The sequence below is a fragment of the Tahibacter amnicola genome, assembly GCF_025398735.1.
GTDB lineage: Bacteria > Pseudomonadota > Gammaproteobacteria > Xanthomonadales > Rhodanobacteraceae > Tahibacter > Tahibacter amnicola.
In genome coordinates this window covers 359,007-371,923 of the sequence record NZ_CP104694.1, presented here as the reverse complement: position 1 = coordinate 371,923, position 12,917 = coordinate 359,007, and the positions used below count along the sequence as shown (strand labels likewise).

The following is a 12,917-nucleotide window of genomic DNA, read 5'->3' as shown; positions in this document are numbered from 1 at the left end:
ATCTTTTCTGGAGGTATGACGGCGCCATGCGACTCTCCATCCGCGATGTGAGCCGATTCCTGATCGCGGCCGAGCTGCTTCGTGCGAAAACCGCCGAAAACGCCGGCAAACCGCTCGCATTCGACTACGTCGCCGATGCGGCCCTGCGCACGGACGAGTCCGGTGACCGTCTGCGCCAGGCGCTACAGATCCTGGGCGACCAGCAGGAAGGACTGCTGCGCAATACGCCCCTGCATACCGGCACCTCCGAGCGCGTGATGCAGGGCCGGGAGGCCGAGGTGCGTTTCCTCAAGGCCGTCCATTCGGCCACGCTGGCCTTTGCCGAGCTGCGTCCGGACGCGCCGCCGACCGAGCGTATCCGCGAACGCCTGATCGATGCCGTCCGCGCCATCGACGAAACCCCCGGCTCCATCCACGAGCGGCGCGAATGGCTGGGCAATCTGCGCACCCAGGCGGTCGGCCTGTGCGGCAACGAAGAGATTGCCCTGGGCCTGCTGCGGGACGCCGAGCGGGTCTACATGGAACGCTACATGGCCGAACGCCTCGCGCCCTTCATCAAGAACCCGATGCCGCACAGCGACGAGCCCGCATCGTGAGCGATATGCCCGCGCCGGAACACTTCGCCGGATTCACCGCCAGCGTCAGCACCGCGCCGGACAATCCGGTCCTGGCCGCCCGGCAGGCGGTACTGGCCGATCACGGGCAGGAAGTGCGCGAGGCCCTGGCGCAGCTGCCGCCGGAGCTGGGTGATCGACTGCTGCGCGAACCGGCCTCGGCCGAACTCGTCAGCGGGATCGCCCAGGTCGTGGACCAGCGCGGGCGGGTCAGTGCGGACATCTCCCACGGTGCCGGGCTGGATCGCCAATGGCTCGACGGCGCGCCGGCCGGTGCGGCACCCGCCGTGGCGGCGGCCGATGAGTGGAATTCGCCGGCGCCGCGTGGGTCGACGCCCGCCTGAGCGGTCGCTTCCGGGTTACAGGAAGCGGGCTGCCGGCCGTTCCGACGTCGCGTCCCGCAGCACGTCCGTCGCGGCCGGCGCGGCCGTCACGGGGCACGGCGCACCGATGCGCTGTCCGGTCGCGACGATACGGCCTGCCTGCGCCTCAACGCGGACCCGCTGCAGCTGCGACGCCTGCGCCATGCGGGCGCGCTTATCCGGGTCGTCGACGAACAGGCTGATCGTCAGCGGAGACAGGCGCGTGCCCATGCCGTTGATTCCCGCGACGGCCAGATACACCCGGTCGGTCACCCAGGCCCGGTCCAGCGGCAACCACGCCGCCCATTCCGCCTCGCAGGACTGCAGGCCCCAATACAGCGTGCTGCCCGCCAAGGCGAAGCTGAAACGGCTGCTCTGCAGCGGCGACAGGCACATCACGCCGTCACGCTCGGGATGCCGCTGGACCGACTCGGCCGGAAAGGCCGCCGCCCAGCGCAGGAATCCCGTACAGGCGGCCAGCTGGTGTGCCAGGCGTTCGCCGGGTGACAGATCCGGTCCCATGGTCATTCCTCTTCGCCCGCGCCGGATGCATCCCGCGCACCCGCCGCCCGCGGCGCGCTTGTCGCCTGGAGCCGCGCCTGCTGCTCGTGCTTCTCGGCCAGTTCGAAGAAATTGGCCACGATCAGGTTCAGCGTGCGCTGTGGCGTATAGCCCAGCACCGAGGCGCGTTCGCACACCTTCGCGAACAGCGCGCTTTTGAGACTGAAAAGATTGTCCGGTGCCCGGCGCCGGTTGCGGAACTGGATCAGCCCCTCGCGCCGGGCCATCGCCATCATCGCCTCGTAATCCGTATTGGACAGTCCGAAATGGCGGCGGACATCGGCCTTGCTACTCTCGGAGTAGTTGCCGTGCATGCGTACCGCGTCAGGCATGATGGCGCGCAGGCGCATCAGACGGGCCAGGTGATTGACGCCGCTGACGATCTGCTCGAAGCCGACCGAGCCGCGCGACTCATCCGGACGCGCCATGGCCGCCGAAAGACTCTTCAGCACGATTTCGTCGGACAGGTCGACGGGCGTGCGGTGCTTCTTGGTCTGGCGCAGATCCGGGCTTTCGCCCTTGAGGTAATGCACGGCGCCCTGCTTGGCGATCTCCACCTTGAGGTAGGAGCAGGCGATGATGAATTCGTCTTCGGTGCAGATGCCTTCGGCGTTGGGCGCGAAGGTTCCGGCCGCGGCGCGCTGCATGTCCTGCACGACATTGAAGTAGCTCTTGAGCGGCAGGATCTTGTTGGAGACGTGGACGAGCTGGTAGAGCGCGGCCACGGCGGTCTGCAGGGCCGGCATGGCCGTCAGGCGCAGCAGCCGCCACGATTGCGCGAACTCGGCGATTTTCTTGGTGTTTCTGCTGTCAGCTTCCGTTCGCATGGCTGATTCTTGCTGTTTCCACGTGATGCAGCGCGGGACGCACGAGCCCGATGCCCGTCGATTGTCAAAGCGCGATTGGAGCCATAGATGGCTCACCAATGGCCGAAGCCGCGGGAACTGCCGCGGAAGCCCCCTGCCCCGCAGGGCGTGAAAGCACGGACCATCGCCGCAGGCTCCGCCCGCGGCAATGGTCCACTGTCATCAAAAAGGGTAACGGATTACTCGGGTTTCGGTACAGGCGGCGCCGCCAGGCACGCCATGTCCGCCGCTGTCCCGGGGTCCAGGCCCATGCTCTTGAGGGTCTGCTGGGTCAGCGCAATCGAGCTGTCGAGCGTGGCCGGATCGGCGAGCAGGGTGCGCGCAGCCAGGGTCTCCGGCGGGCCGGGTGGTACTTCCGGGGCGCGGTTACGCACCGCGGCAATGGCCGCGATGGCGACCACAATGCCGGCCACCGTGACGCCGGCCATCTTCAGTCCCGAGCCCCGCGGCTCCACCGGTGGCAGGGCGCGCGCATGAACGGCGGCCGGCAGGGCGGCGTAGGCGGGTGCTTCGCCGCTGCCCAGGCCGCGGCAGAAATCCTGCAGCGCGCGCGACCAGGCCCGGGTCGTACCCGCTTCGACCTGGGCGCGCAGGTCCGGCATCTCCGGCAGCGAAACGTCCGCCAGCACGATCGGCTCCTGGGGCTCGCCTTCTTCCGGATGGACCAGCAGCTCGATCGTGCCTTCGACGCGGCCGCTGCTCTGGGCAACCGTGTCAAAGCCGCGGCAGCGCACCGCCAGCGACCGGTACTGGGACGGCACGCGCACCAGGCGGGGTTCCTTCCGGGTGTCATCGTCGGATGCGGCGTCGAAGGCGACGATCATCGCCGTGATCGAACCGGTGATCGTGATCTGCGGGGCGAATACAAAGCGCTTCTTGGCCATTAGTGGATAGCTCCAAAAATATCTTCAAGCACGGCGTCTTCCGACAGGCCGGTCAGCATGCGTGGCTTGCCGGTGCGGTGATCCAGGAAAAAGGCGGCGGGCACGCCAGCCTTGCCCGAACCGTTCTGTTCGAAGGCGGCAAACAGGAACGCGAGCGAGCGGCGCAACTCCTCGATGGTCGCGGCACTCGCCTCGGTCTTGACCGCCGCCTTCTCGCCCAGAACCTTGCCCAGGATGCCGGCGTCCTTGCTCTGCAGCAGGCTGGCCGCCAGCGGCAGGCCCTTGTCCGCATCACCCAGTGCCAGCACGGGAATCCAGGTGATCGATGCACCCGCTGCCACGTGCTTGCGGGTCTTGCGGTAGGTTTCCTGGCAGTAGGGGCAGCGCGGGTCGACCACGATGAACACGCGGTCGCCGACGGCGCCCTTGCCTTCCTTCACGCCCGCCAGTGACTCGACGGTCTTCATCGACTCGGGAATGTCGCCCGTGTACGTGCCGTCCATCGCCGGCACCGGTCGCAGGGGCGGGGTGAACAGGCTGGCGACGCTTGGCGGTGTTTCCTTCAGCGCCGCGCTGTGCTTGACCAGGTCATCCGAGATGTTTCGGCCGGTCCGCGCGTCCCACAGAATGCCGGCCATCACCGCCACCGGCTGGTCCGAGGGTGGCGTTGTATACAGCACCATGCGCTGGCCATTCTTGGAGACGGTCCATGCGGTGAGGCCGCCGACACCGGCGGGCTCCTTGCCGAGGATCGTGCCGTAGCGGCCGACCAGCGCAGCCACGTCTTCCGTAGCAGGCGCCGCCGGGGCCGGCGGCTTCTTCTCCGCGGCGGCGGCGGGCAGGGTGATGACGCCGACCAGGAGCGCGCCCAGCAGGCAGCGCAGCCGGCGCGTGATGCGTTGCCGGCCTCGCGTGATGTCCGTGGCCGGACTCATGGCGCCGCTCCATAGGCGGCCTGGTCGGTGGCCGAATAGCGATAGTGGGAAATGGCGTGCTCCAGTGCATCAACGGCCTTGCCCAGTTGCGGCTGCACCAGGGCCTCGTGGGCGCGCGATTCGTAGAAGTAGTGACACTGCACCCCGGCGGCTTCGGCAAAACTGGCCTGCCGGCCGACACTCTCGACGACGTACCACACCGGGCGATCAAAGAAGCGCAGCCAGCGCATCTCCGCCGGCGGCAGCACGCCCAGCCGCCGTGCCTGGGTCAGCGCCGCGCAGAGGATCGTGCGGACGTAGGCGTGCCGCTGGAACAGGGGTGCCACGGCGGGCGAACGGCGGTACTTCTCGATCAACGCCCGCGCAGCGGTGAGGTCGATGGCCGGCCGCAGGGCCGATGCCATGTCTGCCTCGCTCTCCGGCGCACGGAACTGGTCCCAGCACCAGCGCACCAGGGCGTCGCTGTCGGCAATGGCGGTTTCGAACTGCGCATCGTCCATGTTCGGGTCGGTCGCGGCGGCGCGCGGCAGGGCGATGGCCAGCACCAGCGTCTCGGCCGGCGTCAGGCGCTGCGTGTCGCGCCACAGCGCGCCCAGTTGCTCGCGGAGCACGGCGGCAGCGCGGACGCGGTCGAGCGTGGGCACGCGTTCATTGCCCTGCAGACGCCAGCCGGCGATAAGGCGATGCTGGAAAGCGAACTGCCGCGAGGTCAGCGACATGCCAAACACCGGATGGTCCAGCGGCTGTTCCACCAGATCGAGCTTGCCGAACAGGCGCAGATGCGGGTACAGCCCTGACACTTCCTTGACCAGCGAACTGACGGAATGGCGCCGGGTCAGGGTGAACTTGGGATGGGTGCGGTTGGCGCGCAGGAACCAGCGCACGCACAGCGCCAGCAGCACCGCCAGAAGGATCAGATTCATCGTCTGCGACGACGCGCTGATCTCTTCCCAGGGCACCGTCGAGAAATCGCGCTGGCAGGGTCCGACCAGCCCGTCCGGCGCGCAGCGGGCGTCGACCCAGTCGTGCGCCGACCGGAGCCCGGGCCAGGGCAGGTACTTGCCGGCGGCGTAGACCAGCCACAGTTCCGCGTAGCGCAGATAGGCATAGGCTGTCGCGATGGCCGTGTGGAAACCACCCCACAGCATGCCGACGCCGAAATAGGCGATGACCGGCGTGACGATCGCCGCCCACAGCGCACCGTCGCCGCTGGCGGGTTTGTGTGTGGTCGCGGACGGGGCGCCGCTCATGGCAAATCCCGGTGCAGCGAGATGGTCGGACGCACGCGGCCGGTGAGGGTGACCACGATCGAGCGGAAGAACGCGCCGAGGGTCATCTTCTTGATGATCTCGATGTAGATCAGCGCCGCGGTCAAGGCGATCGCAAAATAGAACGTGTACCAGCTGGCCCGGACCAGCAACAGCAGCCACGGCAGGCAGCCGATGGCGTGAATCCGTACGAAGCGCGCCGGTACGGCGCAGTTGCTCCAGTGATAACGACCTTGTGACATGCATGTCCTCCGGCAGGATCGTCAGTGGTGCGACAGCTCGCGTGCCACGGCCTCGTCGATGAGGCCCGCTTCGAGCAGGCGCCGCGCTTCGCGGCGGAAACTGTGGCCGCGCGTTTCGACCAGGTCTTCGATGGCGCTGGTGACCTTGCCCATCTGGTTCAGGTCGCTCAGCTGGGCGCGCATCGAAGCATCGAGCACGAGATACTCGCGCGCGGCGACCAGCCCGCCGCTGGTCGAGCGCACCAGCTTCTGCGCCATGATGAAACGGGCTGTCTCGACGATGTCGAAGATCGCCGTCGCACGCTCGGTTTCGGGGAAGCGGCTGATCAGGCGCCGCATCACCGCCGCGACATTGATCGCGTGCACCGTGCCGAACACCGGGTGACCGGTCAGCGAGGCCTCGATCGCCGCGCGAATGGTCTGTTCGTCGCGCATTTCGCCGATCAGGATCAGGCCGGGCTTGCGCCGCATCGCCTCGCGGTTGGCCGAATAGAAATCGGAAAAATGCGTCGGGATCTGCGACTGCACGATGATCGAATGGGCACTCGGCACCTCGTCGTAGGTGAACTCGATCGGCTCCTCGTGCGTGATCAGGTTGCCCTTGATCGGCGTGTCGTTTTCCAGAATGTAGCGAATGATCGCGGCGAAGGTGGTCGTCTTGCCCGAGCCGGTCGCGCCGGCCACGTAGACAATGCCGTCGCGTGGCGTCGCGGCGCGCACGATCTCCTCGGTAAGACCGAGCGTGTCGTAGGTCGGCACGTTGAAGGGAATCGCGCGCAGGACGATCTGCGCCGACGAACCGCCCCACGCCTGCACCGGCGAGGCATTGACGCGGTAGCCGTAGCGCACGCGGGCGCCGCGGGAATCGATGCGCTCCGGGTCGTAGACCTCGTAACGTCCGTTCGCCGGACGTCCGGCCAGGATATCCGTCACGGCCGTATCGCGCCCGACCGCCCACTTGAGGATTGCGCCGACCTCGCCCGTGTCGAGAATGCGGTGCGTGATGGCGTGCAGCACGCCGCTCTTGAGGACGGCAATGGGCCGGTTCGGCGAAATGAAGACGTCGCTGACGCCGTGCGCCTGCGTTTCGAGGATCAGATCCTTGAAGTTGTCGGCGTGGTTGAAGCGGAAGGGATCCTGGTAGCGCGTGACCCATTCGAGCTTTGGCAACCGCGTCGCCGGCGCGACGTCGTCGTGATCAATCACGCACGCCTCCGGACGGGCCCGGTGCTGCGGCTTCCGTCGCGCTGCCGACCGTCGGGCGGATCCAGGTCTGCCACTGGGTCATGTCGCTGACGAAGGCTGACGGAACGGTGATGCGTAGAATCGTCTCGTCCAGGACGAGATTGCGCGCATCGCCCGTAAGCGCGATGTCGTCGCTGGCGATGATGGGCATGGTCACGCGGCCCTCCGCCACCAGGTGATGGAAGCGCAGCATGCCGGTGAAGTCACGGTTGAGGCGATCCAGCGCGTACTGCAGCATCACGTTGGCCTGCTCCACGCCCTGTTCCCAGCCGGCGCGGGCGCCGGCCTGCCAGGCGGCCTTCTCGGATTTGGTCCGCGGGCGCACGCCGGAAGACGGCGTGGGCTTGCCGGGCTTGGGAAACGACAGGTACTCGCGCCAGGTCGGCGCCGCCGAGGCGAAGCGCGCCTGGCGGTGAATGGTGTAGTTGATGCCGGAAAGGCGCAGGGTCAGCTCGCCTTCCTGGTGATAAAGGTCGCGCGCCTCGGTGACGACCGGCGGCACCACGCGGCTGTGCAGCAGCAGGTAGCCGAAATCGTAGATCGTGTCGAAGTCGCGCTCGCGGCGTGCGACGGAACGTTCCACATTTCCCAATTGCCAGATCAGTCCGGCCTTGAGGCCGGCGGCCAGCGCGGTGTCGCGAATGGCACGCTGGCGCGCCTGCTGCGCCTCGTTGTACTCGGCCATCATCTCGACGTAGCCCGGCCGTTCGTACAGGCGTTCCACGTCGGCCAGCGTCATCAGTGCGGTGTCGACCGGCATGGCGTCAACCCTTGAAGACCAGGCGCAGCACGCGATCGTCACGATCCACCATCACCTCGGCATAGGGCGAGATCTGGCGACTGACGTTGCGGATCACTTCCATCGGCGTGGTGCTGCCCATCCGCACATTCACCACGCGCAGGTCGTCTTCGTGGCCCAGCGTCACGAACCGCAGGCCGTAGCGACGCGCGAAGGCGCGCAGCAGCTCCACCGGCCGTCCGATGTAGTCGACGTCAATCGCGTCGGTGTCGATCGACTCGAACCGGTGCTGCGAATCGCGCTTTTCCTCGGCTACCCAGGCGACGTAGTCGCGCTGCGCCTGGGCGGCGATATCCACCCGGTCGGCGATCAGGCGTGAGGCGAAGGCCTCGGTGTCGTTGCCCGCCGGGCGCGGCGCACGCGAGGCGCATCCCCCAGGGCCAGTGCCGTCGCCGCCAAGACTACTGATACCCGCATCGATAAAGTCCTCAGGTTTGAAGGACGACAAAGTTTTGAGAACTCGACAATATCACAACAATGCGAGTGTGGTGCGAAAATTCTTCGAAAACGTCGCACGCATCACGCTCCTGAAGAATAATTAACGAATTCATAGCTATACGTCGAACAGCGCCCGGCGGCGAGGTGTTGTGCCAGTCACGGCGTCTGCCGTGGTCAACGCAATGGCCGCAGCCGCGTTGACGGGGGTACGGCAGTGCGGCGGCCCGGTGAAGGCCACAACAACCCATTGTGGCGCCCGGTTGGGGCAGAGGGAGTGTCACTGCGGCGACGCGCTACGGTCGCTTCCGACAGTCTCGAATATTGAGATTTCAATCGCATAAATCGCTAGATAGCCGCGGTAGGGCTGCCCGTCACGCCCGTAATGACATCGCAAAGCGCGCTCGTCTACAATCCGCCTTCACTAAACGACAGAATTTCGCTATTGCAGAATTCTGACGCTTGCGAAAGAATGCGAGGGAAAGGGATGGACGTGATCGATTCGGACACCACGTGGGGACGTCGCAGCTCGCGCTACGAAACCGACGTACGTGCGTTGCGACGCTACAACCGCCTCCTGGCCAAGACGGCGCGAGCCGGGGAAGTCGCTGTTTTCATCATGCTGGTGACGGCAGTGGGCGGCGTCGCGAAGGTGCTGTGGGGAACCAACTTCGAGAACGGCATCGTTCTGGACGGAACGACCAACGTCTGTTTCTACGACGGCAATACGGGGCAGATACGGAATGTCGAGTAACGACACAGAAACGCCGGCCACCGCTGACGCCCCCGACGAGGGGATCCTGATCGAAAGCGGCGAAGGCGCGGCCGTGCTGCGCGAAGTGCATCGCCTGCACGAGGACAACCGCACCCTAAAGCGCACCAACCTGCGCGTGTGGGCGGCGGTGGGCACGCTCGCGGCACTCAACGCCGTCACCATCGCCGGCGGCATCTGGCTGTTCCCCAAGTACCGCTACATCGCCACGACCGATGCCACGGCCGTCTGCGAAATCACCCCCGACTCCGAACCGCGCGTGACGCCAGCGACCATTGCGGATTTTGCAAAAGATACCGTTCTGGAAAGCAATACCTACGACTACGTCAATTACCGCGAGTCGATCAATCGCGTCGCCAGCAGCCGTTACACCGAGAACGGGCGGGCGCAGTACCTGGCGTCGCTGGACCAGTCAGGCAATCTCGAGCGCGTCATCAAGGGCCGCTACATCCTGCGCGCCATGGCCACCAAGGTGCCGCAGATCGAGCAGGAAGGCCGGCGCGGCGCGCAGCGCTTCTGGATCGTTGCGGTGCCGATCGCGATCGAGTTCTACAGCGGCTCGGAAAGAGACACCAAGGTCCGCAAGGACTTCCTGGCCCAGGTCACCGTCGTGCAGGTAGCGCCGTCCGCCCTGAACGTCAAAGGCATCGCTACCGAGTCGACGGTCCTGTCGGCCAACTTATCGGGATCCTAATGAAATCGCTCGCGCTGATCCTTGGCTGTTGCGTCGTGTTGTCGGCGTCCGCGCAGCCGTCCGATACCCCGGTTCCCCTGGTGCCCGTCGCGGCAGCCGCCGGCGCTGCACCCGCGCAGGCACCGGCCGCGGCGCCGCCGGCCGCCGCCGTACCGGCACCACCCATGCCGCCGCCGGGCGGACTGGGCCAGCAGGTTGCCGCGCCCGCGGAAATCGTCCTGCCGCGGCCCTCGCCCGGCGAGATCACCGAAGACACCCTCAACACCATCGAAGAGCTGCAACTCACCCCCGAGCAATGGGAAAAGCTCAAGCGTCTCAACGAGCAGCGCCAACGCGAGCGGGCGACCCCCTACGTCACGCCGCCCAATCCGGTGACGCGCACGCTCATGGTCAACCTGGATCCGGGCGTCAGTCCGCCCGTGGTGCGCCTGTCGCGCGGCCAGCTCAGCTCCATCGTCTTCAGCGATACCGCCGGCAATCCCTGGTACATCGACAGTGTGTCGCTCAATCTGGACAAGTTCCGCGACGCGCGCGGCGGCGGCGGAAAGGAAGCGAGCGAGGAGTCGCAGAACACCAACATCCTCACGCTCGAACCGATGACCCTGGCCAGCTACGGCAATGTCACGGTCAATCTGCGCGGCCTGTCCACGCCGGTGATCTTCATCCTCACCACCGGACAGGCCGAAGTCGATATGCGTGTGGACGCCAAGGTACCGGGCAGCAACCCGAACGCGATCGACAATGTCGCGATTTCCACCATGCCGCAGATCGATGACGCGCTGCCGGGATTCCTCGACGGCGTGCCGCCGCAGGAGGCGCGGCGCCTGCGCGTCACCGGCCTGAGCGGCACTGACGCCTGGGCTTATCGTGACTCCCTCTACGTGCGCACCAAGGCCGATGCGCAGTTTCCAGCCTATCTGTCGGCGGCGCGCTCGACCTCGGGCCTGTCGGTCTACCGCTTCGCCGAACGGCACCACGCCATCACCTTCCTGACCGGCGGCCAGGCGGTCACGGCGTTCATCGAGGACCACGCACCATGAGCCAGGAGCCCACCGCTTCCCAGGACGAACTGCCGAGCCTGAATCCCGGTGACGAGGACCAGGGCGAGACCGCATCGCAACGTCGCCGGCGCGAGGAGCAATCCAAGACCGACGAGATGAAGCGCAACTTCATGGCGGTCTTCGGCCATGGCATCGGGCGCATAGCGCTGGTCTGCGCCGCACTCGTCGTGGCTGTTGCGGGTGCGGTCGGGCTGCGCCAGTTGCGCAGCGATGAAAAGGTCGAGAACAAGGCAAAGGTCGACGTGGCAGTAAGCCCCCGGCCGACGGTGAACCTGGAGCCGATTTCCGAGAAGGAAGCCGCCCGTCGGACGGAAGTGTCCAACCGCGAGGCCGCCGAAGCGGCCGCACAGGGCAAGGCGTACCAGCCGCAGTTCGATCCGAAGGTGATGGAAGCCCAGGCAAAGCGCGAAGCCAGCAACGTGGAATTCGACATCCTCGGTTCGGCCAGTGCCAGCGAGCTGCAACCCGGTGGCGCCGCGCAGACGCGCGACACCCAACCCACGCTGGATGAGATGGCGGCAGCGGCCGCACCGGCGACATCCGGCATCGCGCGCGGCGACGTACAGGCGCAGCGGCGCGTTCGCGCGCAGGTGCAGATCGACGAACAGCAGCAGGCGGCGATCGCGAAGGCGAAGTCGGACCGCGATGACTACATCGCCGCGCACACCGAGCGCGTGATGAACCAGGTCAATGCGGTGTTTGGCGACGGCAAGGAAGGACCCAACGGCAACGGCGTGAACGAGACCGGTGGCTATCACACCTTGAGCTACGCGCCGCGGCGCGCAGCGGCAGCGGCAGCAGCAGGAGCCAACGGCGCCACCACCGCAGCGGGAGTACCGCTGGGCCAGGATCCGGCAATGCTGGGCAATCTCGCCGCCGGAACGCCGCCGGCGGGACTGCCCACCGCGCCCGGCACGATGGGCCCTCCGGCGGCGACAGCCGCCGCTGCCATGGCTGCCGGCGGCTTGCCGGGTGGAACCCTTCCGGTGGGCGGCGCGCGCGGTGTTCCGGTCATCAAAACCGGCAACATCCTCTATGCCACGCTCGATTCGGAAGTGAACACCGACGATGGCGGTCATGTGCTGGCAACGATCCGTGGCGGCGTGTGGGACGGCTCGCGCCTGATCGGACAGGTCGAAACAGCGCAGAACAACATCCGTATCAATTTCCACACGCTCGCGCCGCAGGACGAGCGCCCGGTGTTGCGCGTCAACGCCGTTGCGCTGCGCGAGGAAGACGCCAAGCAGGGCGTCGCCGAGCACACGAATCACCACACGTTTTCCCGCTACACCGCGCTGGCCGTCTCGTCGCTGCTGACCGGCGTGGGGCGCGCCTACCAGCAGTCCACGGCCGGCACCACGATCATCCTGCCCAACGGCCAGGTCATACAGACTGCCGACGAGATCGACGACCGCCGGATCATCGGCATGGCGCTGGGCGAGGTCGGTACCAATGCCGGACGCGAAATCGCCAAGGGCTTCGATCGTCCGCCGACCTACCGGACCCCGGCCAACAAGGGGCTTGGCGTGTACTTCCTGGCCGATGTGCTGGCACAGAAAATCAATTGAGGACCACCCATGCAGCAGCCCAAGAAAAAAGGCGCATCGTTCGGCAAGATCGTCGGCATCTTTTTCGGCGGATTCCTAGGATTCCTGATCCTTGCCGTGTTGATCGTGAAAATGGCCAGCGGCGGCAAGCCGGCGGTGGTGACCAAGCCCTATGTCTCCCCGAAGGTGGAAGACGCGCCCAGGGTCGATGTCGAGGCGCAACTGCGTGAATCCGAGCGCCGCAGCCGCGACGAGGCGCAGCAACGCGAAATGCGCGCCCTGCTGCAGGGCATCCAGTCGGGCCAGGTGGCCATTGCCCAGTCGCTCAACGAGGCGGCGACGCACGCCCAGGATCTGGAGCGGCGCCTTGCGCTGCTGGAATCGACCCAGACCACGCGGCCGCAGAGCACGCAGCGCGTGTCCGTGTCGCAGCAGCTTGCCCGCCGCGCGCATATCGCCAGTCCCACCGACGGCAAGACGGTCGCGATTGTCGGTAATCGCGCCTGGGTGAAGGAAGGCGAGCAGGAAACGAGCGTCACCGTGGGCGAGACGTTGCCGGGATCCGGCCGTCGCGTCATGGGCATGGATGCGGAAAGCACGACCGTCTTCACCCAGCGCGCCCGTCACTGAGC

16 protein-coding genes are annotated in these 12,917 nt (G+C 66.7%); 7 read left to right on the top strand and 9 right to left on the bottom strand.

Features of this window, described 5'->3' with window-relative positions; genetic code table 11:
• Positions 1–26: 26 nt before the first annotated feature.
• Together N4264_RS01475 and N4264_RS01470 are read left to right on the top strand one after the other, a co-directional pair.
• Entirely contained in the window at positions 27–596 is a 570-nt protein-coding gene (locus tag N4264_RS01475; RefSeq protein ID WP_261695309.1) for a hypothetical protein, read from the top strand.
• Positions 593–958: a hypothetical protein gene (locus N4264_RS01470; protein WP_261695308.1), complete on the top strand. Its 366-nt coding sequence runs from the start codon at positions 593–595 to the stop codon at positions 956–958. Before N4264_RS01475 ends, N4264_RS01470 begins: the two co-directional genes overlap by 4 nt.
• Positions 959–973: 15 nt before the next feature.
• On the opposite strand, the gene N4264_RS01465 is transcribed toward N4264_RS01470, so the two are convergent.
• The 9 genes from N4264_RS01465 to N4264_RS01425 all read right to left on the bottom strand — a co-directional run bounded on the left by N4264_RS01465 (position 974) and on the right by N4264_RS01425 (position 8,224).
• Positions 974–1,498 carry a hypothetical protein gene (locus N4264_RS01465; RefSeq protein ID WP_261695307.1) on the bottom strand — a complete coding sequence of 175 codons (525 nt, stop codon included), beginning with the start codon at positions 1,496–1,498 and terminating at the stop codon, positions 974–976.
• Between the two features lie 2 nt (positions 1,499–1,500).
• Positions 1,501–2,364 (bottom strand): hypothetical protein, encoded by an 864-nt coding sequence (locus N4264_RS01460; protein WP_261695306.1) that lies wholly within the window; start codon positions 2,362–2,364, stop codon positions 1,501–1,503.
• A gap of 218 nt (positions 2,365–2,582) precedes the next feature.
• Positions 2,583–3,287: a hypothetical protein gene (locus N4264_RS01455; protein WP_261695305.1), complete on the bottom strand. Its 705-nt coding sequence runs from the start codon at positions 3,285–3,287 to the stop codon at positions 2,583–2,585.
• Positions 3,287–4,222: a hypothetical protein gene (locus tag N4264_RS01450; protein WP_261695304.1), complete on the bottom strand. Its 936-nt coding sequence runs from the start codon at positions 4,220–4,222 to the stop codon at positions 3,287–3,289. The genes N4264_RS01455 and N4264_RS01450 overlap by 1 nt, the downstream gene beginning before the upstream one ends.
• A complete protein-coding gene (locus tag N4264_RS01445) occupies positions 4,219–5,472 on the bottom strand; it encodes a secretion/conjugation apparatus DotM-related subunit (RefSeq protein WP_261695303.1) in 1,254 nt (417 codons plus the stop codon). Before N4264_RS01445 ends, N4264_RS01450 begins: the two co-directional genes overlap by 4 nt.
• Positions 5,469–5,732 (bottom strand): IcmT/TraK family protein, encoded by a 264-nt coding sequence (gene icmT / locus N4264_RS01440; protein WP_261695302.1) that lies wholly within the window; start codon positions 5,730–5,732, stop codon positions 5,469–5,471. Before icmT ends, N4264_RS01445 begins: the two co-directional genes overlap by 4 nt.
• Before the next feature lie 21 nt (positions 5,733–5,753).
• Positions 5,754–6,938, bottom strand: a complete 1,185-nt coding sequence (locus N4264_RS01435) for an ATPase, T2SS/T4P/T4SS family (RefSeq protein WP_261695301.1) — start codon at positions 6,936–6,938, stop codon at positions 5,754–5,756.
• The gene (locus tag N4264_RS01430) at positions 6,931–7,737 is read right to left on the bottom strand and encodes a type IV secretory system conjugative DNA transfer family protein (RefSeq protein ID WP_261695300.1); all 807 of its coding nucleotides are present in this window, start codon (positions 7,735–7,737) and stop codon (positions 6,931–6,933) included. The genes N4264_RS01435 and N4264_RS01430 overlap by 8 nt, the downstream gene beginning before the upstream one ends.
• Before the next feature lie 4 nt (positions 7,738–7,741).
• Positions 7,742–8,224 carry a DotD/TraH family lipoprotein gene (locus N4264_RS01425; protein WP_261695299.1) on the bottom strand — a complete coding sequence of 161 codons (483 nt, stop codon included), beginning with the start codon at positions 8,222–8,224 and terminating at the stop codon, positions 7,742–7,744.
• Between the two features lie 474 nt (positions 8,225–8,698).
• Between N4264_RS01425 and N4264_RS01420 the strand changes: the two genes are divergently transcribed.
• From N4264_RS01420 to N4264_RS01400, 5 genes are read left to right on the top strand one after another with little or no spacing between them, the layout of a single operon-like run.
• Positions 8,699–8,965 (top strand): hypothetical protein, encoded by a 267-nt coding sequence (locus N4264_RS01420; protein WP_261695298.1) that lies wholly within the window; start codon positions 8,699–8,701, stop codon positions 8,963–8,965.
• Positions 8,955–9,677, top strand: a complete 723-nt coding sequence (locus N4264_RS01415; RefSeq protein WP_261695297.1) for a DotI/IcmL family type IV secretion protein — start codon at positions 8,955–8,957, stop codon at positions 9,675–9,677. The genes N4264_RS01420 and N4264_RS01415 overlap by 11 nt, the downstream gene beginning before the upstream one ends.
• Positions 9,677–10,717, top strand: a complete 1,041-nt coding sequence (locus N4264_RS01410; RefSeq protein ID WP_261695296.1) for a DotH/IcmK family type IV secretion protein — start codon at positions 9,677–9,679, stop codon at positions 10,715–10,717. Before N4264_RS01415 ends, N4264_RS01410 begins: the two co-directional genes overlap by 1 nt.
• Entirely contained in the window at positions 10,714–12,306 is a 1,593-nt protein-coding gene (locus N4264_RS01405; protein WP_261695295.1) for a DotG/IcmE/VirB10 family type IV secretion system protein, read from the top strand. Before N4264_RS01410 ends, N4264_RS01405 begins: the two co-directional genes overlap by 4 nt.
• 9 nt (positions 12,307–12,315) lie before the next feature.
• Positions 12,316–12,915, top strand: coding sequence for a hypothetical protein (locus tag N4264_RS01400; RefSeq protein ID WP_261695294.1), 600 nt, complete (start codon positions 12,316–12,318; stop codon positions 12,913–12,915).
• The last annotated feature ends 2 nt before the right edge of the window (positions 12,916–12,917 follow it).

What these genes read in the sequence shown, in the direction of transcription:
- N4264_RS01475 (WP_261695309.1), top strand. Translation starts at nt 27, where the DNA reads ATGCGACTCTCCATCCGCGATGTGAGCCGATTCCTGATCGCGGCCGAG.
- N4264_RS01465 (WP_261695307.1), bottom strand. Translation starts at nt 1,498, where the DNA reads ATGGGACCGGATCTGTCACCCGGCGAACGCCTGGCACACCAGCTGGCC.
- N4264_RS01460 (WP_261695306.1), bottom strand. Translation starts at nt 2,364, where the DNA reads ATGCGAACGGAAGCTGACAGCAGAAACACCAAGAAAATCGCCGAGTTC.
- N4264_RS01455 (WP_261695305.1), bottom strand. Translation starts at nt 3,287, where the DNA reads ATGGCCAAGAAGCGCTTTGTATTCGCCCCGCAGATCACGATCACCGGT.
- N4264_RS01450 (WP_261695304.1), bottom strand. Translation starts at nt 4,222, where the DNA reads ATGAGTCCGGCCACGGACATCACGCGAGGCCGGCAACGCATCACGCGC.
- N4264_RS01445 (WP_261695303.1), bottom strand. Translation starts at nt 5,472, where the DNA reads ATGAGCGGCGCCCCGTCCGCGACCACACACAAACCCGCCAGCGGCGAC.
- icmT (WP_261695302.1), bottom strand. Translation starts at nt 5,732, where the DNA reads ATGTCACAAGGTCGTTATCACTGGAGCAACTGCGCCGTACCGGCGCGC.
- N4264_RS01430 (WP_261695300.1), bottom strand. Translation starts at nt 7,737, where the DNA reads ATGCCGGTCGACACCGCACTGATGACGCTGGCCGACGTGGAACGCCTG.
- N4264_RS01420 (WP_261695298.1), top strand. Translation starts at nt 8,699, where the DNA reads ATGGACGTGATCGATTCGGACACCACGTGGGGACGTCGCAGCTCGCGC.
- N4264_RS01415 (WP_261695297.1), top strand. Translation starts at nt 8,955, where the DNA reads ATGTCGAGTAACGACACAGAAACGCCGGCCACCGCTGACGCCCCCGAC.
- N4264_RS01410 (WP_261695296.1), top strand. Translation starts at nt 9,677, where the DNA reads ATGAAATCGCTCGCGCTGATCCTTGGCTGTTGCGTCGTGTTGTCGGCG.
- N4264_RS01405 (WP_261695295.1), top strand. Translation starts at nt 10,714, where the DNA reads ATGAGCCAGGAGCCCACCGCTTCCCAGGACGAACTGCCGAGCCTGAAT.
- N4264_RS01400 (WP_261695294.1), top strand. Translation starts at nt 12,316, where the DNA reads ATGCAGCAGCCCAAGAAAAAAGGCGCATCGTTCGGCAAGATCGTCGGC.